The 21,056-nt window shown below is 56.0% G+C and carries 20 protein-coding genes; 8 read left to right on the top strand and 12 right to left on the bottom strand.

All coding sequences use genetic code 11. The features are described from left to right. Positions 1 to 28: 28 nt before the first annotated feature. From ACN0RL_RS09030 to ACN0RL_RS09020, 3 genes are read right to left on the bottom strand one after another with little or no spacing between them, the layout of a single operon-like run. Positions 29 to 838, bottom strand: a complete 810-nt coding sequence (locus tag ACN0RL_RS09030) for a substrate-binding domain-containing protein (RefSeq protein WP_417515891.1) — start codon at positions 836 to 838, stop codon at positions 29 to 31. A 31-nt stretch (positions 839 to 869) separates the two neighbouring features. Then, positions 870 to 1,613 carry an ATP-binding cassette domain-containing protein gene (locus ACN0RL_RS09025; protein WP_417515889.1) on the bottom strand — a complete coding sequence of 248 codons (744 nt, stop codon included), beginning with the start codon at positions 1,611 to 1,613 and terminating at the stop codon, positions 870 to 872. Continuing rightward, positions 1,610 to 2,308, bottom strand: a complete 699-nt coding sequence (locus ACN0RL_RS09020; protein WP_417515887.1) for an ABC transporter permease — start codon at positions 2,306 to 2,308, stop codon at positions 1,610 to 1,612. Before ACN0RL_RS09020 ends, ACN0RL_RS09025 begins: the two co-directional genes overlap by 4 nt. A 117-nt stretch (positions 2,309 to 2,425) precedes the next feature. On the opposite strand from ACN0RL_RS09020, the gene ACN0RL_RS09015 reads away from it, so the two are divergent. Further along, on the top strand, positions 2,426 to 3,310 hold the full coding sequence (locus ACN0RL_RS09015; RefSeq protein WP_417515885.1) for a substrate-binding domain-containing protein: 885 nt from the start codon (positions 2,426 to 2,428) through the stop codon (positions 3,308 to 3,310). A gap of 44 nt (positions 3,311 to 3,354) precedes the next feature. Then, positions 3,355 to 4,479, top strand: a complete 1,125-nt coding sequence (locus ACN0RL_RS09010; protein ID WP_417515883.1) for a molybdate transporter family protein — start codon at positions 3,355 to 3,357, stop codon at positions 4,477 to 4,479. Between the two features lie 67 nt (positions 4,480 to 4,546). Here the strand turns inward: ACN0RL_RS09010 and trxA are convergent, their stop codons facing one another. After that, complete coding sequence (gene trxA / locus ACN0RL_RS09005) at positions 4,547 to 4,873, bottom strand: thioredoxin TrxA (protein WP_008169901.1); 327 nt, start codon at positions 4,871 to 4,873, stop codon at positions 4,547 to 4,549. A gap of 211 nt (positions 4,874 to 5,084) precedes the next feature. On the opposite strand from trxA, the gene ppx reads away from it, so the two are divergent. Continuing rightward, the gene (gene ppx, locus ACN0RL_RS09000; RefSeq protein ID WP_417515881.1) at positions 5,085 to 6,611 is read left to right on the top strand and encodes an exopolyphosphatase; all 1,527 of its coding nucleotides are present in this window, start codon (positions 5,085 to 5,087) and stop codon (positions 6,609 to 6,611) included. Between the two features lie 8 nt (positions 6,612 to 6,619). On the opposite strand, the gene ACN0RL_RS08995 is transcribed toward ppx, so the two are convergent. Beyond that, positions 6,620 to 8,599: an ATP-binding cassette domain-containing protein gene (locus ACN0RL_RS08995; protein WP_417515879.1), complete on the bottom strand. Its 1,980-nt coding sequence runs from the start codon at positions 8,597 to 8,599 to the stop codon at positions 6,620 to 6,622. A gap of 46 nt (positions 8,600 to 8,645) precedes the next feature. On the opposite strand from ACN0RL_RS08995, the gene ACN0RL_RS08990 reads away from it, so the two are divergent. From ACN0RL_RS08990 to ACN0RL_RS08980, 3 genes are all read left to right on the top strand, one after another. Continuing rightward, entirely contained in the window at positions 8,646 to 9,203 is a 558-nt protein-coding gene (locus tag ACN0RL_RS08990) for a TIGR02444 family protein (protein WP_417515877.1), read from the top strand. Next, positions 9,200 to 9,583 carry a DUF4124 domain-containing protein gene (locus ACN0RL_RS08985; RefSeq protein WP_417515875.1) on the top strand — a complete coding sequence of 128 codons (384 nt, stop codon included), beginning with the start codon at positions 9,200 to 9,202 and terminating at the stop codon, positions 9,581 to 9,583. The genes ACN0RL_RS08990 and ACN0RL_RS08985 overlap by 4 nt, the downstream gene beginning before the upstream one ends. Positions 9,584 to 9,730: 147 nt before the next feature. After that, positions 9,731 to 10,444 carry an FKBP-type peptidyl-prolyl cis-trans isomerase gene (locus ACN0RL_RS08980; RefSeq protein ID WP_417515873.1) on the top strand — a complete coding sequence of 238 codons (714 nt, stop codon included), beginning with the start codon at positions 9,731 to 9,733 and terminating at the stop codon, positions 10,442 to 10,444. Positions 10,445 to 10,535: 91 nt separating this feature from the next. On the opposite strand, the gene rsd is transcribed toward ACN0RL_RS08980, so the two are convergent. Beyond that, positions 10,536 to 11,015 carry a sigma D regulator gene (gene rsd, locus ACN0RL_RS08975; protein WP_417515871.1) on the bottom strand — a complete coding sequence of 160 codons (480 nt, stop codon included), beginning with the start codon at positions 11,013 to 11,015 and terminating at the stop codon, positions 10,536 to 10,538. Between the two features lie 102 nt (positions 11,016 to 11,117). Continuing rightward, positions 11,118 to 11,624 (bottom strand): disulfide bond formation protein B, encoded by a 507-nt coding sequence (locus ACN0RL_RS08970; protein ID WP_417515869.1) that lies wholly within the window; start codon positions 11,622 to 11,624, stop codon positions 11,118 to 11,120. Between the two features lie 114 nt (positions 11,625 to 11,738). Here ACN0RL_RS08970 and ACN0RL_RS08965 point away from each other — a divergent pair, with 114 nt between their 5' ends. Further along, entirely contained in the window at positions 11,739 to 12,182 is a 444-nt protein-coding gene (locus ACN0RL_RS08965; protein ID WP_417515867.1) for a flagellar basal body-associated FliL family protein, read from the top strand. 6 nt (positions 12,183 to 12,188) lie between these two features. On the opposite strand, the gene rmf is transcribed toward ACN0RL_RS08965, so the two are convergent. From rmf to ACN0RL_RS08945, 4 genes are all read right to left on the bottom strand, one after another. Then, complete coding sequence (gene rmf / locus ACN0RL_RS08960) at positions 12,189 to 12,404, bottom strand: ribosome modulation factor (RefSeq protein WP_417515865.1); 216 nt, start codon at positions 12,402 to 12,404, stop codon at positions 12,189 to 12,191. Positions 12,405 to 12,493: 89 nt separating this feature from the next. After that, positions 12,494 to 14,047, bottom strand: coding sequence for a glutamate--cysteine ligase (gshA, locus tag ACN0RL_RS08955; RefSeq protein WP_417515863.1), 1,554 nt, complete (start codon positions 14,045 to 14,047; stop codon positions 12,494 to 12,496). 68 nt (positions 14,048 to 14,115) lie between these two features. Continuing rightward, positions 14,116 to 16,488, bottom strand: a complete 2,373-nt coding sequence (locus tag ACN0RL_RS08950; RefSeq protein WP_417515861.1) for a Tex family protein — start codon at positions 16,486 to 16,488, stop codon at positions 14,116 to 14,118. Positions 16,489 to 16,537: 49 nt separating this feature from the next. Beyond that, positions 16,538 to 18,274, bottom strand: a complete 1,737-nt coding sequence (locus ACN0RL_RS08945; protein ID WP_417515859.1) for a putative bifunctional diguanylate cyclase/phosphodiesterase — start codon at positions 18,272 to 18,274, stop codon at positions 16,538 to 16,540. 143 nt (positions 18,275 to 18,417) lie between these two features. On the opposite strand from ACN0RL_RS08945, the gene rep reads away from it, so the two are divergent. Beyond that, positions 18,418 to 20,436, top strand: a complete 2,019-nt coding sequence (rep, locus tag ACN0RL_RS08940; protein WP_417515857.1) for a DNA helicase Rep — start codon at positions 18,418 to 18,420, stop codon at positions 20,434 to 20,436. 60 nt (positions 20,437 to 20,496) lie between these two features. Here rep and ACN0RL_RS08935 read toward each other — a convergent pair whose 3' ends face one another. Further along, positions 20,497 to 20,910 carry a c-type cytochrome gene (locus ACN0RL_RS08935; RefSeq protein WP_417515855.1) on the bottom strand — a complete coding sequence of 138 codons (414 nt, stop codon included), beginning with the start codon at positions 20,908 to 20,910 and terminating at the stop codon, positions 20,497 to 20,499. Positions 20,911 to 21,056 lie beyond the last annotated feature (146 nt).

Here is a 21,056-nt window from a genome sequence, read left to right as displayed (position 1 = left end):
TCACTGATAGATAGTGCCAGATATTAGCCTATTTGGCATTCGGGAAAAACAGCTGCTGCCCGTCCACTTTAAAGTCGGCGATGGCCTGTTGGCCGTCGGCCGAAATCAACCAGTTATGCCACTGTTCGGCCAGGTCGTGCTTGAGGTGAGGATGCTTCTGTTCAGACAACAGCAGGCTGCCATACTGATTGAACAGCACTTCGTCACCCTCAAACAGCAGAGTCAGGTTCTGCGGGTTGCCAAAAGCCACCCAGGTAGCACGATCCGACATTACGTAAGCATCCATTGCAGCTGCGGTGTTCAATGTGGGTCCCATGCCGCTGCCCAGCTCCCGATACCAGTCGCCATCGGGATCATCAATTCCCGCGCTTTTCCACAACCGCAGCTCGGCGCGATTGGTGCCGCTGTCATCGCCTCGCGAAGCAAACGGGGATTCGGTTTTGGCGATTGCTGCCAGCGCCTCGGCCACCGTCTTTGCGGAAGCGATGCCAGCCGGGTCAGAGGCAGGACCAATCAGCACGAAATCGTTGTACATGATGTCGACACGTTCGGAAGCAAATCCGTTTTCCACAAACCGCTTTTCGCCCGCGGTATCGTGTACCAACAGACTGTCGGCATCACCACGCCGGGCGATTTCAAACGCCTGGCCGGTACCCACTGCCACAACCCGGACCTCAATGCCCGTGGCGTCTTCAAATTTCGGCAAAATCGATGAAAACAACCCGGAATTTTCGGTTGAGGTGGTCGAAGCCAGAGTAATGTAATCGTCGGCCATGGCTCCGAAGGCCAGGCCCATGCTGGTTACACCTGCGAGTACCAGATTAAGCGTCTTTTTCATCTTGTTTTCTCCTTTTAAATGTAAAACCGGACTATTCGACCAGTTCTCCTGCGATAAACGCCTGCGCCTCTCGTGAGACGGGTTTGTCAAAAAAAACTTCAGAGGGAGTGTGTTCTCGTATTTTCCCGCCGGACAGGAAAAGTACATCTCCGGCAAGGCGCCGGGCCTGATGGATATCGTGGGTGGTCATCACAATGCGCGTTCCCCGATGGTGAAACTCGAGCACTGCGGCCTCTACGGCTCTGATCGCTGCCGGGTCGAGCGCAGAGGTGGGTTCATCAAGGAACAGCACCTGGGGGGAAAGCACCCAGGCGCGCGCCAGAGTCAGGCGCTGCTGCTGCCCTCCGGAGAGCACCCGCGCGGGTGTTTTTGCGCAGGCCGCCAGGCCAAACCGCTCGAGAGCGTCAAGGGCAAGCTTCATACGTTCCCTGCGCGGGACGTGATTCACGGCCAAGGCGTGCATGAGATTGGCCACCGCTGAGCGGCGCAAAAGTACCGGTTGCTGGAATACCATAGCCTGGCGGGGGCGCTCCCCACCTGACCAGGAGATTTGCCCCAGGGTAGGCGACAGCAAACCATGGGCCAGTCGCAGTAGCAGGCTCTTACCCGCACCGTTAGGCCCCATCACCAAAGTAGGACCAATGCCGTCCAGAGTGAATGAACAAGGGCCCAGCAGGAGTTTGTCCTCGTTACTGAAGGCAACCTCCTGAAAGCGCAATTCTGGCGGCGTTAGAAGAACGGATGCGGACAAGTGCGAGGCGTTCAATGAAGTCATCCTATGCGCCTTCTGGTTACTTCACCTACCATGTAGGCGCCGGCATTAATCAGCAGAACCAGAGTGAGCAGCACAATACCCAGCCCGAGGGCCAGGGGCAGGTTCCCCTTGCCGGTCTCCAGCACGATCGCGGTGGTCATAACCCGGGTAACCCCATCAATGTTGCCGCCGACCATCATCACCGCGCCTACCTCGGCACTGGCGCGGCCAAAACCGGCAAGCAGAACGGTCAAAAGTGCAAAGCGTGCGTCCCACAGCAGAGTGGGCATCATTCGTGCCCGTGACATACCCAGAGAAACGAACTGCTCGCGATATTCACCCAGCATTTCTTCGACCTTCTGGCGCGACAGCGCGGCGAGGATCGGCAACACCAGCACCACCTGGGCAATCACCATGGCGCCCGGTGTAAACAGAAACCCAAATTCCCCCAGGGGGCCGGCGCGAGAAAGGAGCAAGTACACCATAAGCCCGGCCACCACCGGGGGTAGCCCCATCAGAGCATTGAGCATGACTATCACCCCGCCGCGCCCGGGGAAGCGCCACAGCGCTACAGCCGCGCCCAGGGGAAAGCCGAGCACAGCAGCTATGATCACCGCCATGAGGGACACCTTCAGCGAAAGCGCCACGATCTGGAATAGCGAGGCGTCGAGATTCAGAAGTAGCGAGAGCGCCACATAGAACGCATTATTTTCCAAAGCTGCGTCTCCTTATTATTTGAGCATCGTGGCGTTTCTAACTACGCTTTGCACAGCCTTCTGAAAAATATGCAGTCATAAACAGTCTTGCGCTTTGCCGGACACCAGGAGAAAGCGATGCCCCTTCCCACTTACCTAACGACAGCCGAGGCCGCCGAATATCTGCGCCTGAAAGAGCGCAAGATCTATGACCTGGTCAGCCAGGGCGTTATTCCCTGCGTGCGGGTGACAGGAAAACTTCTGTTTCCGCGCCAGCGTATCGACCTTTGGCTTATGAACCACCTGGAGGGCGACGACGCTGTCAGCTCTCCCACACCGCCGATCCTGGCTGGCAGCCAGGATCCGCTGCTGGAGTGGGCGGTGAAGGAAAGCGGCGCGGAGCTGGCGCTGCTGTGCCAGGGAAGCGGCGATGGCGTGCAACGGTTGATCGAAGGGCGCGCGATGCTCGCCGGAATGCATATCTGGCACGCTGAAACCCGGCGTTACAACGATCCCGCCACCTTGGGACTGAGTGGAATGCGCGATCTGGTGCTGATTCGGTGGGCAAAACGGCAGCAGGGGCTTCTTTTAACCTCCGATAATCCTCATCAACTCACGCGATTTGAGGATACCACTCGCCCCGGCATACGTATCGCGCATCGCCAGCCCGATGCCGGCGTCAGCCATTTGCTGCAGAGCTTGCTCACCCGCCACCGCATCGATACCACGCAGCTTACATGGGCCGCTCATCCTTCGCTCAGCGAGGACGATCTTGCTTTGGCTATTCGCCAGGGCGAAGCGGATATCGGCGTGGGAATTGAAGCTGCGGCGCGGCGCCAGGGGCTGGCTTTTATTCCTCTGCAGGAGGAGTATTTCGACTTGGCCATGCGCAGGCGTCACTACTTTGAGCCGACGCTACAGCGTTTACTGTCGTTTACCAGAAGCGAGCGCTTCGTTCAGCGCGCCGAAGCGCTTGGTGGCTACGACATCAGCGAGCTGGGTAAAGTCGTTTATAACGCTTGAACAGTTCTAATAACAACAAACAGACGAATCAATCGGGAACCTGCATGCCTTCAAAGCGAGAAATTCTGGTAAAGGATGCCAGTGGCGCGCTGGGTGATCTTGGCACCCTGATTCCTCTGGGTCTGGGAGCTATCGGGGTTGCGGGTCTGGCACCCATACCGGTATTGGCAGGGTTTGCCGTTTTCTACATCGCAACAGGGCTGTATTACCGCTTGCCGATACCAGTGCAGCCCATGAAAGCGGTTGCTGCACTGTTGCTTACGACTCAGGTGAGTTCCCAGAGCCTGATCGCCAGTGGCGTGCTGATCGGGGCAATTTTGCTGCTTCTCGGCTCCACCGGATGGATTAACGGGGCAGCGCGCCTCATACCAAGATCGGTGTTAAGCGGCCTTCAGTTGGGACTGGGGCTGATGCTGGCCAACATGAGTCTCGGTTTGATGGCCACGTCCTTGCCTTTGGGCGTGGTCACGCTGGTACTGCTGGGCATTACCCTGAAACTGTTGCCGAATTGGCCAGCAGCGCTTATAGGGCTTGGTGGGTCTATAGCGATCGGAACAATTCTGGGGGCGCCGGGGCTCTCGCTTCCTGTAGTGGATTTGCCCGCACTCTCACTGCCTGAGTTACCGGGTATGGATGATTGGCAACAAGCGATTTCCATGCTGGTATTACCCCAGCTGGCTCTCACGATAACCAATGCCGTTGTACTGACGGCTTTGGTGGTTGAGGACTACTTTGGCGAGCAATCGCACCGCGTTTCGCCAGCCCGGCTGTCGATGTCTACCGGCCTGGCGAACCTCTTTATGGTGCCGCTCGGTGCCTTACCCATGTGTCACGGAGCGGGTGGTGTGGCTGCGCACTATCGCTTCGGCGCCCGGACCGGCATGGCGCCCGTTATGCTGGGAACAGGTTTACTTCTGATTGCAGTGATACCGGGCGGGCTCTCAATGATTGCAGCCATTCCGATGGCCGGCCTCGGAGCTCTGCTATTCGTGGCCGCAGCAGAACTTGCATTGTCCAAACGCCTGTGGACAGCAAAAAAGTCCTGCTGGCCCGTTATCGCCATAACAGCTTTGGTAACCGTTTGGTTCGACCCGTTTTTCGGGCTTCTGGCCGGAGTCGCTTCGGAGACCGTTCGGGCCGCATGGCTACGCAGGCAAAAGATTGCGTAGAGCCACCACAAACAAAAACCGCCCAAGAGCATGACCCAAGGGCGGTTTTCAGGCAGTCAGGATGCAATCAGAGGTTGCTGTCCAGGAATGCCGCGAGCTGGGATTTGGACAGTGCGCCCACTTTGGTAGCGTCGACGTTGCCGTTTTTGAACAGCATCAGGGTCGGAATACCACGGATATTGAACTTGGGCGGTGTCTGCTCGTTTTCATCAATGTTGAGTTTGCAGACTTTCAGTTTGCCATCGTATTCGTCGGCTATTTCTTCGAGTACCGGCGCAATCATTTTGCAGGGACCACACCACTCAGCCCAGTAATCTACCAGCACGGGAACGTCAGACTGAAGCACGTCCTGTTCGAAGGATGCATCCGTTACGTTTACAATATTTCCGCTCATTTCATTTTTCCTGATTAATGCTTTGACGCCTACTTTACGCGATTGATCCCGCAGATGTGAAGCGGTAGATCCACCAGCTTGCATCTGCGACCTTCTGACCCAACTCAATTTGGCCGGCTTTCGCCCACCGCCAAATCCGGGCATTTACTGACAGATCCGGGGATTATCGCTTATAGTACGCGCACGTTCATCCCACAGGATTCTGATCACAGTGACGGCCACCCCTTCTGCCGAAAATGCGTCTACTCCGCCAGATATGCTGGCAGCTATTGATATGGGCTCAAACAGTTTCCACATGGTTGTTGCCCGGCTGGTGCAAGGCGAAATTCGCACCATGGAAAAAATGGGCGAGAAAGTGCAGCTGGGCGACGGCCTTGATTCTGAAAACTGTCTGACCGAGGAAGCCCAGGAACGTGGCCTGGATTGCCTGCGCAGGTTTGCCCAGCGCCTCAATGGCACACCACCGGAAGGTGTTCAGATAGTCGGCACCAACGCGCTCCGGGTGGCACGCAATGCCAGCCAGTTCATAGCCCGGGCCGAGGAGGTGCTGGGGTATCCGGTGGAGGTTATTGCTGGCAGGGAAGAGGCCCGGCTGATTTATCTGGGCGTCTCGCATACCTTGTCTGATGACTCGGGGCGCCGCCTGGTGATCGATATCGGTGGTGGCAGTACGGAGCTGATCATCGGCCAGCGCTTTGAGCCTCAGGAGCTGGAAAGTCTGCACATGGGCTGCGTCTCTTTCAGGAACCGGTATTTTGCTGATGGCCGGATCACTCGTAAACAAATGGACAATGCCATCACCCATGCCGAACAGGAGCTCCTGAGTATCCGCAGGCATTACCGCTCAGTGGGCTGGCAAAGCGCAGTGGGTGCGTCCGGCTCAATCAAAGCCATCAGCACGGTGCTGGCGACTCTCAAGATAACCGATGGCACAATTACCTGGAGTGCCATGGAAGAGTTGCGCCGGCGGCTCGTGGATATGGGCAGCGTTGAAAAACTGGGCGAGTTGGGGCTACGCCCGGATCGTCAGAATATTTTTCCTGCCGGTTTCGCTATCCTCATGGGGGCTTTTCAGTCTCTGAACATACAGGATATGACCTTCACTGACGGCGCACTGAGAGAAGGCTTGCTGTATGGCATTGCCGGGCGGATCCAGCACGAAGATGTGCGGGAACGAAGTATCTCGGCTCTTCAGGAACGCTACCACCTGGATCCGAGCCAGGGCGCTGCAGTTGAAGCAACGGCAATTGCAGCGTGGGAACAGATTGCAAGCCACTGGGGCATTGATACGGTTCCTGACGAGGAGGTCCTGCGCTGGGCCTGCCGGCTGCATGAGATTGGCCTGACCATATCGCACAGCCAGTATCACAAGCACGGCGCCTATCTGCTTCGGTACTCCGACATGGCGGGCTTCACACAACAGGCCCAGCTGGAGCTGGCAGTTCTGGTGCGTGGCCACAGGCGAAAATTTATCGCTTCCATCTTTGATGGAATAGATCCGAATGACAGGGAGCGTTTGCGACACCTCTGCATACTGGTTCGGCTTGCTGTGTTGATTCAGCACTCCCGGAACATGGAGCCGCCGCCGGCCTTCACGCTTCAGCCCAGGGAAAACGGCCTTTTACTGACCTTTCCCGAGGGCTGGTTTGATGAGCGCCCACTGACGCTTGCGGATCTGATGAACGAACAGGACTACCTGGCCAAACAGAATTTTGTGCTTGAACTGGCCGGCGGCTAACGAATTCGTTAACCCGCCAGTTCCTCTTCCATCGCTTCTACCGTTTCGCTGACATCGAGCCACTGTGCTTCGATATCCTCAAGCTGGGCTTTGGCTCTGGACTGTTTACCCAAAAGCTCCTTTAACTGGGCTTTGGCTTCATTACCATACAAATCCGGATCGGCAAGATCTGACTCCAGGCCTTTCAAAGTTTCGTTCAATGATTCCATCTGCTTTTCCAGTGCCGCCTGCTTCTTCCGGAATGGGCTCAGCTTCTGCCTGAGAGCCGCCTCTGCGCGCTTGCGCACCTTCCGGTCTTCAGCACTCTCTCCGACGCCGGTTTCTGGCCCGGAAGCTGTCATGCTGGCATCGGCACTGCCGTTCCCGGTCAACTGCCGTTTCGGCGCCTCGGCGTCGTCCTTGCGGCGATCCGCCAGCCAGCGTTCATAATCTTCAAGATCGCCCTGGTATTCAGCGACCCGACCGTCGTTAACCAGCCAGAATTCATCAACGGTGTTTCGCAATAGATGCCTGTCATGGGAAACCACCACGATGGCGCCTTCGAAATTCTGCAGAGCCATAGTCAAAGCCTGGCGCATTTCGAGATCAAGATGGTTAGTCGGCTCGTCTAGCAACAGCAGGTTAGGCTTCTGCCAGGCAATAACCGCCAGAGCAACACGGGCTTTTTCACCACCGGAAAAAGAGCGAATGGGGCTTAAAGCCTCATCACCATGAAAATCAAAACCGCCCAGAAAGTTTCGAACGCTTTGCTCAGAAGCCCGGGGCGACAACCGTTGCAGATGCAGGAACGGGCTTGCGTCGAGATCAAGGGATTCCAGCTGATGCTGGGCAAAGTAGCCTATGGCCAAATGCTCGCCACAGGTTCGCTCTCCGGACAGCAGCGTGCTTGCTGCTCCATCTTCACCCTGCCCCAGCAGCGCATCCATCAAGGTGGATTTTCCTGCACCGTTTGGTCCAAGCAAACCAATACGGCTGCCTGGCAGAAGGGTCAGGTTGATATTATCGAGAATAACGGTTTCACCGTGCCCGGCCTGACCGTGCCTTATGGAAAGCAGCGGGTTGGATACTTTGTCCGAAACCGGAAACTCAAAGCTGAAGGGTGAATCAATATGAGCAGGGGCAATCTTTTCCATCCGTTCCAGTGACTTTACCCGACTCTGCGCCTGTCGCGCCTTGGTAGCCTGGGCTTTGAACCGGTCAATGAATCGCTGGATTTCCGCTATTCTCGCCTGCTGACGTTCGAAGCCTGCCTGCTGTTGGGCCAGCCGCTCGCTGCGCCGGACTTCGAACGCGGAATAGTTACCGGTGTAAAGCTCCAGCTTACGCCTGTCAAAATGAACCACGTGGGTTGCAACCCGGTCCATGAAATCACGGTCGTGAGAAATAAACAGCAGAGTGCCCTCAAAACGGCGCAACCAGTTTTCCAGCCAAAGGCAGGCATCCAGATCAAGATGGTTGGTAGGCTCATCCAGCAATAACAGATCCGCAGGCCGCATCAGTGCCTGAGCAAGATTCAACCGGATCCGCCAGCCACCTGAAAATGCCGAAACAGGCCGGTCCGGGTCCCCATTCTGAAAACCCAGCCCGCGCAGCAAAGACTCGGCGCGCCTGCCGGCAGACCAGGCTTCGTGTACATCCAGCTCACCATGGATATGGGCAACCGCGTTGTCATCGCCCCGGGCTTCAGCCTGTTGGAGTTCCCGTTCCAGTCGACGCAAGTCAAGATCGCCGTCGAGAACAAAGTCTCTGGCACTTCGCGCTGTTGCCTCAACTTCCTGGGCCATATGAGCAATGCGACAGCCACCGGGAAGTGACACACTGCCCTGCTCTGGCGACAACTGCCCGAGCAGCAGCTGGAAGAGACTGGTTTTACCGGCACCATTGGCGCCTACAATTGCGACTCGCTGGCCGGATTGCACCGTCAGAGCGACGGAATCTAGTAACCAGACGCCACCCCGTTGTAAACTGAGATCGGTTATCGTTAACATGTCGTCATATATTCAACGTGAAATGGTCAGGGATGGTTCAGTGCTCATGTCGGTCAGCTTGGAAGCCAACCCGAATTTACCTTTAAAAGCCATGGAGTTGCCGGCGCACGTGGAACCCGACAATCCACTTTGGCAGTTTGCACTGACATTCTGGCAGCAGTCGACGGCGCAGGAAACCTGTCTGGCTCTTCAAAATGAGGGCTGGAGCGTAACACGAATTTTATGCGCCGGATGGCTTGCACTGAACGGCAGGGCGTACACCGGAATCGAGGACGCTAAGGTAACAGAGTGGCGCGATCGTGTAACCGGCAGCTTGCGCATGATTCGCATGTCATTGCCAAAAGCGCAAGCTCCATACAACGGTTTGCGCACAAATCTGGCCAGTCTTGAACTGGAGTCAGAACGCATTGAGCTGGCTTTGGCCTGGCAGGCTTTGACTGCGCCCAACCCGGAACAGAGCAACATGGATGAACGTGAAAATCTGATCCGCCCCAATCTCGCTGCTGCTGCACCGGTATCCGGTACAACTGTGACCACCAGGCAGCTTTTGAGCACACTGTGCGATGTTCTCATCGCCTTTCAACAGGGACACACACAGCCATGATGATCAAATGGCTCGTCCGGCTCTCATTTCCCGCGCTCGGTCTGCTGTTACTGCTGATGTTCTTTGGCCTGAATGACCCTGACCAGGCATCTGAGCCGGTTGCAGAAGACACGCAGCCTGAAATACCTGCCTTTGAAGGGCTGGTACCGTCCCCGATTCCGACAGACGGCCCGGATATCGTGTTCAAGTGGCAGGATACCGATGGCAACTGGCATTACGCTGACCAACCGCCAGAACAAGGCCCCTGGAACACCCTGGCCATTGAAAGGGCTGACAAGAACAGACCTCCTGCCAGAGCACCCAATCCGGAGACCGACTGGCAGTCGCCATACAGTGCGCCCTTTTATCTCGGCCCAAGCGCTGGAAGCAATGGAAGCTGAGCGCATTTCGGCGATTGCTCGGGATAACTGTTGCGCCTTAACAGATGTTCAGTGGAATCTGCGCTCTGAACCCGCTACCTTTTCCCTTCTGAAAAACACAATACGTGGGTTATTGCCCACTCCTTACTGAACCAAAAGGATGCTGTAATGAAAAAAACGCTGCTTGCACTGGCGATAACCGGCATGGTTGCCGGCTGTTCAACTCCTCCAGAGGCTCCGGCAGACCCTAAGCTGGACTCCACTGACCAGAAGGTCAGCTATGGTATGGGCCTGGTACTCGGCGAGCGGATGAATAACGACCTGCCGAATCTGCAGATGGATCAGTTTCTTCAGGGTATTCAGCATGGCCACGCCGGCGATGAAGAAACCAAACGCATGAGCCGTGAAGAAATTCAGCAGGCTCTGATGGAATACCAGCAATCCCTGCAGGAAGAACAAGGCAAACAGATAGAAGAACTGGCCCAGAAAAATCTGGATGCCGGAGAAACCTTCCTTGCGGAAAATGCCGAGCGCGATGGTATCGAGACAACGGAATCCGGCCTTCAATATGAAGTACTGGAAGAAGGCAACGGTGAGCAACCAGGTGCCACTGACACTGTACAGGTTCACTACACCGGCGAACTGCTGTCCGGCGAGGTTTTTGACAGCTCCCGTGAACGCGGCGAGCCTGTAACTTTCGCCCTGAACCAGGTTATTCCGGGCTGGACCGAAGGCCTGCAACTGATGAGCGAAGGTGCCCGTTACAAGCTCTATATCCCGTCAGATCTGGCCTACGGCCCGGGTGGCAACCGTGCTATCGGCCCGAACGAGACTCTGGTTTTTGACGTGGAGCTGCTGGCCATCAACCCGGGCACCAACTAAGAAGACGTTGCTTCAGCCTGCCTGAAGTCGTAAAAAAGCCTCAGCCAGCGTCACCGCTGCTGAGGCTTTTTAATATCCGCTCAGACCAGATTCAGGCGGGCGCTACTTTGTCGGCATGCACATTGTGGAGGTGTTCAATCAGAAAATCCTCCATCTCGAAGCGGCTTTCCAGCGTTTCACCCAACCGGGAGAGCTCATCAAACAGCGCTTTTACATCCTGTTCAGAAAGCTCATTTTCACCCAGCCTGTCATTGAAATTGAGCGCCACTTCTGTGGTTTGCGCAATGCGCGGATAAACCTTTGCCGCCAGCTCAAGCCCGCCATCATTGAATTCCCGGGCTTCTCTGACCAGCTGTTCGTATATCTCGAAGTGACCTGTAGAGACATAATCCACCAGCACTTCACAAAGCCGGACGAATTTTTGCTTCAAGGCTTCTGTTTGCGAAAAATCACTCTCTCCGGATAAATCGCAGTAGTGAACGAGCAGCTCCTGGCGATCTTTGAGCCAACGATCGATAAGTTCGCTGACGCCACCCCAACGCTCTTTGGCATTTCGGCAATTTTCCAACATGACGCCTGTTCTCCGCTTGCTAATCCGGCCATTCAGACCTGATGCTGATATTTGTTAAGTGAGGATTAAGTTACCCCATGCCCGCTGCCTGCCGCAACCGTTTCAGCCAGCGATCCAGCCTTTTGGTTTTCCCCGGTGAAAAAGCATGCCCAGGCCCACAATCACCAGCAGCGTGAAAAAGACGGCTGTCCAGCCCGGAATGCTCAACCCCAGAAAACGCCAAACCACAGCAGCACAATCGCCGGTGCCTTTCAGCGCTGTAGAAAGCACTTCTGCCCAGGGCAGTACCTCAAGCATATAATCTACAGAGGGGCCGCAGGCGGGCACCAGATCAGCTGGCAAGTTCTGCAGCCACAGCTGGCGCCCTGCCATGCCCAGGCCCGCACCAGCCGTTACGGCCAGCAGCAGCCCGTACAGGCGCAACCCCAACGGCCCGGGGCCATGCAACGCTGCCACCAGGCTCACCAGACCCACCCCCATAAAGCCGAAGCGTTGCAACCAGCACAAAGGACAGGGTTCCAGCCCCATCACATGCTCCATGTAAAATGCCACACCCAACAACCCGGCGCAGACTACAAAAACAACTGCAAAAATTGCTCTTCCTTTCACAAAGTTTCCCCGGTTTTCCACAAATGCTCCGCCGGGCCTGCTATTCTCGGTTTATCCGGCGGAAACGCTGCTGATTTTGTCACTAAACCCTAAACCATGACTAACTGCAAGCTTATGACACCTCAGCCAAAATTCGTTTTGTTCAGCTTATTCCTGCTGTTTTCAGTGCTCCCCACGGTCTGGGCGGAAGAAACCGCCGACGCTGAAGAGGAAACGACTGAAGAAGCAGGCATCACAGACTATATTGCCATGGAGCCAGCGTTCGTAACCCACGTTGGCAGCCCGGGCGGCAAGCTGACTTATCTGAAAGCAGCAGTCACCCTGAGAGCCTCAAAACAGACCACCCGCACTGCCGTTGCAGCCCATATGCCGAGGCTTCGCCACGAGCTTGTAATGCTGTTTGGTGAACAGACAGACACAGCAACATTGACGACACTGGATGGCCAGAAGGCTCTGCGCGAAGAAGCGCAATCAAGAATAAACGGGGTGCTGGAGGAACAGCAAACCGGTGAAAATATTACCGGCGTGCTGTTTACAGAGTTTGTCGTGCAGAAATAGTGGGCTTCAGGCAATCCGGGAAAACAGGTCATCATCCAAGGCGCGCTTTTCCCGGATAGCGTCACCTGCATCATCCCAGCCGGCCTCCCAGGCCGCTACAACAACTTCGCCGCGATACGGGCAGCGGGTTTTATCCATGCCCATGGATGCTGCCATGTAGCCTTGGCGGTAGGCCTTGTTCAGCGCCTCAACATCCCAGCCGAGCTTCATATCCCTTGCCATACCACTTCTCCCTTATGCTGATGGACATGACGTTACCACCAGCGTCAGAAAGTGACAAACGTTTGTTAGGCTTATGTGAAACACGCCCGTCAGGAGCGCAGATACTGCGCAAGAAAATCACCGAATTCCTGGGTGTCCGAGGCCTCAATTTGCTTCTGCTCTTCGAGAGAGCCCCTGGTCGCCGCCATAAAGTCAGCTTTAACGCCGGCATCCATGCTTTCATTCCGGAGTGTGTTCTGGTGTTTGAACGCCATCTCCATGGTCCAGTCCCGATGACCGAGCCCGGCGGACTGCATGGCATCTATAACCCGGGCTGAAGGTACCTGCCTATCACCCGACAGAACACCTTGCTGAGCCGAGAGTGCCTTGCGGTATACATCACCGCCGTTCCAGCCATCCAGCATTTCCGCCAGCGGCTCAAGACGATCCAGTATGGCGGTAGCTGCATCACCAATGGGAGTACGTTCACCGCCCTGGCACAGTGTAAGTTCGCGATTACGTCCTTTGGCGACAACATCTTTGTAGTTGTCGTCCAGCATGCTGCATTCCGCATCGTCGATTCGCGGCGACTCAGACAGCAAACAATCCAGCAGGAAGAGATCCAGGAAGTCGACCTGCGCTTCACTGACGCCTACAGGCGAGAAGGGATCCAGATCCAGACAGCGCACCTCAATATATTCAACCCCGCGGGAGTGAAGTGCGTGAATCGGCTTTTCCCCACTTTGAGCAGTGCGCTTGGGACGTACCGCACTGTAGTACTCATTCTCAATCTGTAACACGCTGGTATTGATCTGGATAAATTTACCGTCACGCTTGGTGCCCAGTGCTTCATAGGCCGGCCAATTGGTATGAATGGCTCTGTCCAGTGTCTGAGTGTAGGTGCTGAGCTTGTTGAAACAGATGTTCAAAGACGACTGGGCGTTGTTGTGATAACCCAGGTCGCCCATACGCAACGAGGTAGCATACTCACCATACCAGCTGCGCTCATCAAATCGCCCGAGGTTGTGCCGCACACCGTCAACAAAACTTGCATCCAGAGCCGGGGAAGCACCAAACAACAACATCAATAACCAGCTTCGGCGGCGAAAATTGCGAATCAGCCAGAAGTACTGCTCGGATTTAAAATCTTTCATGCTTTGCTGGTCACCCAGCGCGCTCTGCCAAGTGTCCCAGAAGCTGTCAGGTAACGAAAGATTGTAGTGAGCACCGGCTATGCTTTGCATCATGCGCCCGTAACGTACCGCCAGCCCCTGACGATAAACATGCTTCAACCGGCCCGTGTTGGACGAGCCGTACTCCGCGATAGGAATGCTGGCGTCGCCATCCAGCTCACAAGGCATACTGGCCGGCCAGAAAACCTCATTTCCCAGATTCTGCTGAACGAAGCGATGAATGTTGCGCAGGGACCCCAACATCTCGGCTGTGCTACTGCACACCGGTGTAATCAGCTCAAGCAGGGCCTCGGAATAGTCCGTTGTGATAGACGGATGCGTAAGCGCAGCACCCAGAGCCTCAGGGTGTGGGGTCTGCGCGATAAAACCGTTGCGGTCAACGCGCAAACCTTCTTTTTCTACCCCTTTCAGAAACCCGTTCCAGTCGCTGGCAGCGAACTGGCGGAACAAAGAATGCCGGGATTCGGCCATGATTGACTCCTGCTGCAACCGGCGCCGCTTCGTGAGCAACACCGGCTGATGGAAATAGTTGAAACCGCTTAACGTTTGCCTTTGCTGGCCGACGCAAACGCCTGAGCCAGCGCCCCGGCCATAGCGCCCTGATCGGCACCCTTGTTCTGGCCCTGCACTGATGACCTGGCTGAAGGCTTACCCTCCGACCGTCCACTGCGGTTAGCGGCACTCTGGCCACTCGCTGCACGCCCGGGAGCAGACCGCTTTGAATCCGCTTTTTCACCGGGCTGGTCATCCATGCGCATCGTCAGCGCGATCCGTTTCCGGGGGATGTCCACCTCCATAACCTTGACCTTCACAATATCCCCGGCCTTGACCACTTCACGGGGGTCTTTCACGAAGGTATTGGACAACGCCGAGATATGCACCAACCCATCCTGGTGAACGCCGATGTCGACGAACGCCCCGAAATTAGTGACGTTTGTAACAGAGCCTTCCAGAACCATGCCGGGCTTGAGATCGCCAAGGGTTTCCACGCCTTCCTCAAAACTCGCAAAGCGGAACTCCGGGCGCGGATCCCGGCCAGGCTTCTCAAGCTCGGAGAGAATATCCCGGATGGTCGGTACACCGAATTGTTCTGTTACGTAATCCTGTGGATTCAGACCACGCAAAAACGCCGCATCGCCAATAATCCCTTCAACCTTACGATTGTTCTTTGCTGCAATGTTCTCTACCACCCCATAAGCTTCAGGGTGCACCGAGGACCTGTCCAGCGGGTTCTCGCCGCCGGCGATGCGCAAGAAGCCGGCCGCTTGTTCAAACGTGCGCTCGCCCAGCCGGGAGACCTTCAACAGCTGTTTTCGGTTACGGAACATGCCATTGTGGTTGCGGTATTCGATAATATTCTGCGCAATGGTCTGATTGAGCCCCGACACTCTTGCCAACAACGGCGTGGAGGCGGTATTCAGATCGACACCGACACCGTTGACACAATCCTCAACAACGGCATCGAGGCTACGGGAGAGCTGAACCTGGGATACGTCATGCTGATACTGGCCAACGCCGATGGATTTCGGTTCGATCTTGACCAGTTCAGCCAGCGGATCCTGCAACCTGCGGGCAATGGACACGGCGCCGCGGATGGTCACATCGAGATCGGGCAGCTCTTTAGAGGCAAACTCTGATGCCGAGTAAATCGATGCACCGGACTCGCTCACCACAATGCGCGCCAGCTTGAGCTCCGGATAGCGCTTGCTCAGATCTCCCACCAGCTTCTCGGTTTCACGGGACGCTGTGCCGTTGCCGATGGCAACCAGCTCAATACGATATTCACGGCACCAGGCCGCAAGCTTTTCGATGGAGCTGTCCCACTGGTTCTTGGGCGCATGGGGGAAAATGGCGCCATGGCCGGCAACCTGGCCAGTGCCGTCAATAACAGCCACCTTCACACCGGTACGCAGGCCGGGGTCCAGCCCCAGAGTCGGACGTGGTCCGGCGGGCGCCAGCAACAGCAGGTCTTTGAGATTGGCCGCAAACACGTTGATGGCCTCGGTTTCCGCCGCTTCACGCACCTGGGACACGAGATCTGTCTCAATCTGCGTCGACAATTTTACTCGCCAGGTCCAGCGAACAACCTCTGACAGCCATTTATCAGCGGCCCGACCCTTGTCCCGGATATTCCAGCGCGCAGCAATGCGCTGTTCAGCAGGATGTGGCTGGCGGCGGTCATCATCGGCATCACCCACAACCAGCGTGTAGGCAAGAATGCCTTCGTTGCGACCACGCAGTATCGCCAGCGCCCGGTGCGAAGGCACTTTCTTCAAGGGCTCTACATGATCGAAGTAATCCCGGAACTTGGCGCCTTCGTTTTCCCTGCCTTCAATCACGGTGACTTTTAACTGCCCCTGCTGCCATATCAGATCCCGCAGTTCGCCCAACAGCTCCGCATCCTCAGCAAAACGCTCCATCAGGATATATCGTGCGCCGTCGAGCGCGGCTTTGGCATCTGCAACACCCGCGTCCGCGTTGATATAACCTTCCGCCGTCGCTTCGGGTGCCAGGTCCGGATCGCCGTACAAGGCGTCAGCCAGCGGCTCCAGCCCCGCCTCCCTGGCAATCTGGGCTTTTGTACGGCGCTTGGGTTTGAAAGGCAGGTAAAGATCTTCCAGGCGATTCTTGGCATCCGCACTCAGGATGCTGGCACGCAATTCGTCGGTCAGCTTGCCCTGCTCTTCGATGCTCTTGAGGATGGTGCCGCGACGGTCTTCCAGCTCTCTCAGGTAGCGCAGGCGCTCCTCAAGCATGCGGAGCTGGCTGTCATCCAGCGAGCCGGTCACCTCTTTGCGGTATCGGGCAATAAACGGAACTGTGGAACCTTCGTCCAGCAGGGCGACGGTGGCATTAACCTGTTGCTCGCGTACGCCGAGTTCGTCAGCTATGCGCCTGGAGATACTGTTCATGCAACCTCTGTCTGATGCGTTTCTGATAAAGCAGCAAAGGTACAGCGGGTTACAGTTGCAGGCAAGCAGCCTGACCGCGCTTGTTCAGGAATTGCACAAGGTCGGCCCATGGCATGGGGCGGGCAAAATAGTAGCCCTGAATCTCATCGCAGTGCTGCTGGCGCAGAAACTCCAGCTGGCTTTCCGTCTCAACGCCCTCGGCAACCACACTGATCTGGAGGCTGTGCGCCAGGCTGATAATCGCCCGGATAATATGCTCGGCGTCCGCAGATTCGCCCAGAGCCTGCACAAACGACTTATCAATCTTAACCAGCGAGATCGGCAGGTGCTGCAGATTGCTCAGAGAGGAAAAACCCGTGCCGAAATCATCTAGTGCAAAGCTGATACCCAGCTGATTTAGCTCACGCAGGCAGCGTTGTGCGTATTCAGGATCGTGCATCATGGCGCTTTCCGTCAGCTCCAGTTCCAGCAGACTGGTATCGACGTTGGCATTGAAGATAATGCGGAAAATAGTCTCGGTCATCTTGCGATCGTGGAATTGCCGGAACGAGAGATTAACGGCGAAAACCAGCCCGGGAAATCCGAGCTCAGCGGACTCCTGCAGCCGTTTGCAAGCCTGCTCGATCACCCAGTAACCAATAGGAACAATCAGGCCACTGCGCTCGGCAACCGGTATAAACTCGTCCGGCCCCACCAGGCCACGTTCAGGGTGATTCCAACGCAGAAGGCACTCAACGCCGCGCACTTCATTGCTGGCCAGATCAATTCTTGGCTGATAATACAGCTCCAGCTCGTTGCCTCTGAGCGCATTACGAAGGTCGGCCTCCAGCCGGAGCTGGTAACCGGCGGAAATATGCAGCTGGCGATCGTAGAAACGGTAACTGGTGCCCGGGTCCCTTTTGGCTTCAAACATGGCACGGTTAGCTCTGCGCATGAGGTTTTCGGGACTTTCTCCGGCTTCCGGGTAGGTGGCCACACCCAGACTTGCGCTGACAACAACGTTCTGGCCATCAATCGTTACCGGCTCATCCAGAGCGCTGACGACTTTACGTATGATCTGGGTAATATCGAGAGAGTCTTCTATTTTTTCAATGATGATTGCGAGCTCGTCGCCGCCTATACGCATCAGGGAATCGACACGACGCAACCCCTGCCGAACCTGAGCCGCTACCATGATCATCAGCTGATCGCTTTTCTGGTAGCCAAAGGACTCATTGATGCTGCGGAAATCATCGATATTCAGGTGTAACAACGCCAGCCGATAGCTACCCCGCTGAGCCCTGAGCAGTGCCTGCTGAAGCCTGTCGAAGAACAGGTCCCGGTTAATAAAGCCGCTTGCGACTCCCCGGCCCAGCTGGCTGTGGGCTGAATTAGCCAGCTGCTCGCGATACCAGAGGCACTTGACTGCCCTGCGAAAGCTCCAGCAATCAAGCTCCTGGCGGCTCACATAATCTGCCGCACCACCAGAAAGCAACTCCGCCGCGCGCTCTCGCGGCGTTTCGGCACTCAACGCGAGAACGGGGCGCCCGCCACTGGCAACAGCCAGATACTGCAAAAAAGCGGTTTCTGACCCGCCATGAAACACGCAGTTCCAGACAACGATATCGAACTTCGCGTTGCGGATAAGATCGTCGCAATCCACCAGGTCCGGACACCAGGTTGAGTCCGGGCTCAATTCAGGATCACCAGTCAGCAGTGAACTAAGCCAAAGAAAATCGGCATAATCAGGCGTCAGGAGCAGAACGCGAAGCTGGTCATGTCCGACCGTTTCCAATGGCAATGTCATCAAGCATAAATCCATGTGTGGGTGTGCAATAAGTCTGTTCTTTTAAAAGGATAGCCGATAGATCGACAAGGTACAGCCGGGCTGGTGTAGACTATTGTCTTGCCGAAAGTTCCCCCGTCTCAATCCATTCTGGCAGTACATTTGTGAACAAACTTAATCCGCGACAAAATGAAGCTGTTCGCTACACCGATGGCCCGCTTCTGGTGCTGGCTGGTGCCGGCAGTGGTAAAACCAGCGTAATCACCCGGAAAATCGCCTATCTGATTGAAGAACTTGGCATTCCGGGGCGCCACATCGCGGCCGTTACCTTTACCAACAAAGCGGCCCGTGAGATGAAAGACCGGGTGAGCCGGATTGTCGACCGCAAGCTGGCCCGCGGGCTGATCGTATCCACCTTTCACAATCTCGGGCTGAACATGATCCGGGAGGAGCATGCTCATCTCGGCTACCATCCGGGCTTCTCAATTTTTGACGCTGAAGACGCAAAAGCCCTGTTACGAGATCTGATGCTTCGGGAGGCCAGTGCCGATGCCGGCGATGAACTCAACGATGTCCAGATGACCATCTCGTCCTGGAAGAATGCCCTGCGCGGGCCAACAGAAGCATACAGTAAAGCCACGGATGAGCGGGAACAACGCATTGCCATCGTATACAAGCATTATAGCGAGTACCTGAAGGCATACAACGCCGTCGACTTTGACGACCTGATATTGCTCCCGGTGCAGCTGTTTCGCAGCAACCCGGAGGTGCTTGCAAAATGGCGCAAGAGAATCCGCTACATGCTGGTGGATGAGTACCAGGACACCAACATTTGTCAGTACGAACTCGTGAGAATGCTGGTTGCCGAGCGCGCTGCATTTACGGTTGTGGGTGATGACGACCAGTCGATTTACGCCTGGCGAGGCGCAAGGCCGGAAAATCTGGCCCAGCTGAAGGAAGATTTCCCGAGCCTGAAAATTGTAAAACTGGAACAGAACTACCGCTCCACTTCACGCATTCTTCGCAGCGCCAATACCGTTATCGCCAACAACCCCCACGTGTTCGAAAAAGCACTGTGGAGCGACCACACCATAGGCGACGAGATCCGGATTGTCCGGTGCCGCAACGAAGACGCCGAAACCGAGCGGGTGGCCACCGAAATTCTCGACCAGAAGTTGAAGAAAGGGCTGGAATTCCGGGACTTTGCCGTGCTTTACCGCGGTAACCACCAGGCCCGGCTACTGGAAATGAAACTCCAGGCCTACCAGATCCCCTACCGCATCTCAGGTGGCCAGTCGTTTTTCTCGAAAAATGAAATCAAGGACGCCATGTCCTATCTGCGCCTGTTGATTAACCCCGACGACGACGCTGCTTTCCTGCGGGTAGTGAATGTACCGAGGCGCGAAATCGGTCCACGCACCCTCGAGCAGCTGAGCCATTATGCTCGAGCTCGCAACGTCAGCCTTTTCCGTTCACTCAGCGACATGGGCGCAGAAACCCATGTAACAGAGAAAGGTCTGGATCGGCTGCGGCGCTTTGCCCACTGGGTCGACGCCACCTGCGAGCGGCTGCACGGCGAAAACCCCGTGCCGGTCATCAAGCAGCTGTTCACCGACATTGAGTACGAAGAATGGCTGCACCAGAACTCCGGCACCCCGAAACAGGCCGAGCGGCGCATGGAGAATATCTGGTACCTCGTGGATTCGATCCAGCGGATGCTGGACGACGGCAAGGGCACAGCTGATGAGCTGGGTATAGAGGACGCCATCACCAAGTTGATCCTGCGCGACATGATGGAGCAGCGGGAAGAGGAGGACGACAGCGACAAGGTACAGCTGCTGACGCTTCATGCTTCCAAGGGGCTGGAGTTCCCGCATGTATTTATTCTGGGGCTGGAAGAAGAAATCCTGCCACACCGGTCCAGCATTGAGGAAGGTAATATCGAAGAAGAGCGGCGGTTGATGTATGTGGGCATTACCCGCGCAAAAGAGACTCTGACCCTGACCTACGCCGCCCAGCGCAGACAATATGGAGAGAAGATCGAAACCATCCCCAGCCGGTTTCTGGATGAGCTTCCCGAAGACGACGTGCGCTGGGAGGGCACCGGAGATCTGGATATTGAGGCCAACCAGAAAAAAGGCAAGGCGACACTGAGCGCGCTTCTTGGTGACCTGGGTTTGTAAAAGGCGCTATAAACGCAAAACCCCGCGCGCGGCGGGGTTTTGACGACAAGAGCCCTTGGATTACTGACTCTCTGCCACCATGTGCTCCACCGCAGCCTGGATTTCCTCATCCGGACAGCTGGCGCAGCCACCCTTGGCGGGCATAGCGTTAAAACCATTGATAGAGTGGCTAAACAGGGTTTCCATGCCCTGGTCAATACGCGGTGCCCAGGCAGCAGTATCGCCGATCACCGGTGCACCTGCTGCGCCTGTGGTGTGGCAAGCCATGCACACAGCATCGTAAACTTCGCTGCCTGAACGGGGTCCGGCGCTGGCGGTTTCAGTCGCAGCAGCGGCTTCACCACACTCTTCACCCTGCAGGCACACTTCGCCAATCGGCTGAATGCGCGCGCGGATTTCGTCTTCTACACTTGCCAGAACGGTGCCGGCAGTAATGCCAAAACCAAGCAATACGACAGCCAGGACTCTCTTCATATTCACAATGCACCTCGCATTTGAGCGTTATAATCTTTGGTTGCCGCATTATAGCGACTGAACCCCGGCAAAAAAACCGAATAGCAAAATCATAAATTGATTTCCACCATTTTTATTGCCATTACGTAAGCGTGGAGACTCTTTCA

It is taken from the genome of Marinobacter sp. (assembly GCF_048259445.1).
Classification (GTDB): Bacteria; Pseudomonadota; Gammaproteobacteria; order Pseudomonadales; family Oleiphilaceae; genus Marinobacter.
This window is presented reverse-complemented; position numbering and strand designations above follow the sequence as displayed.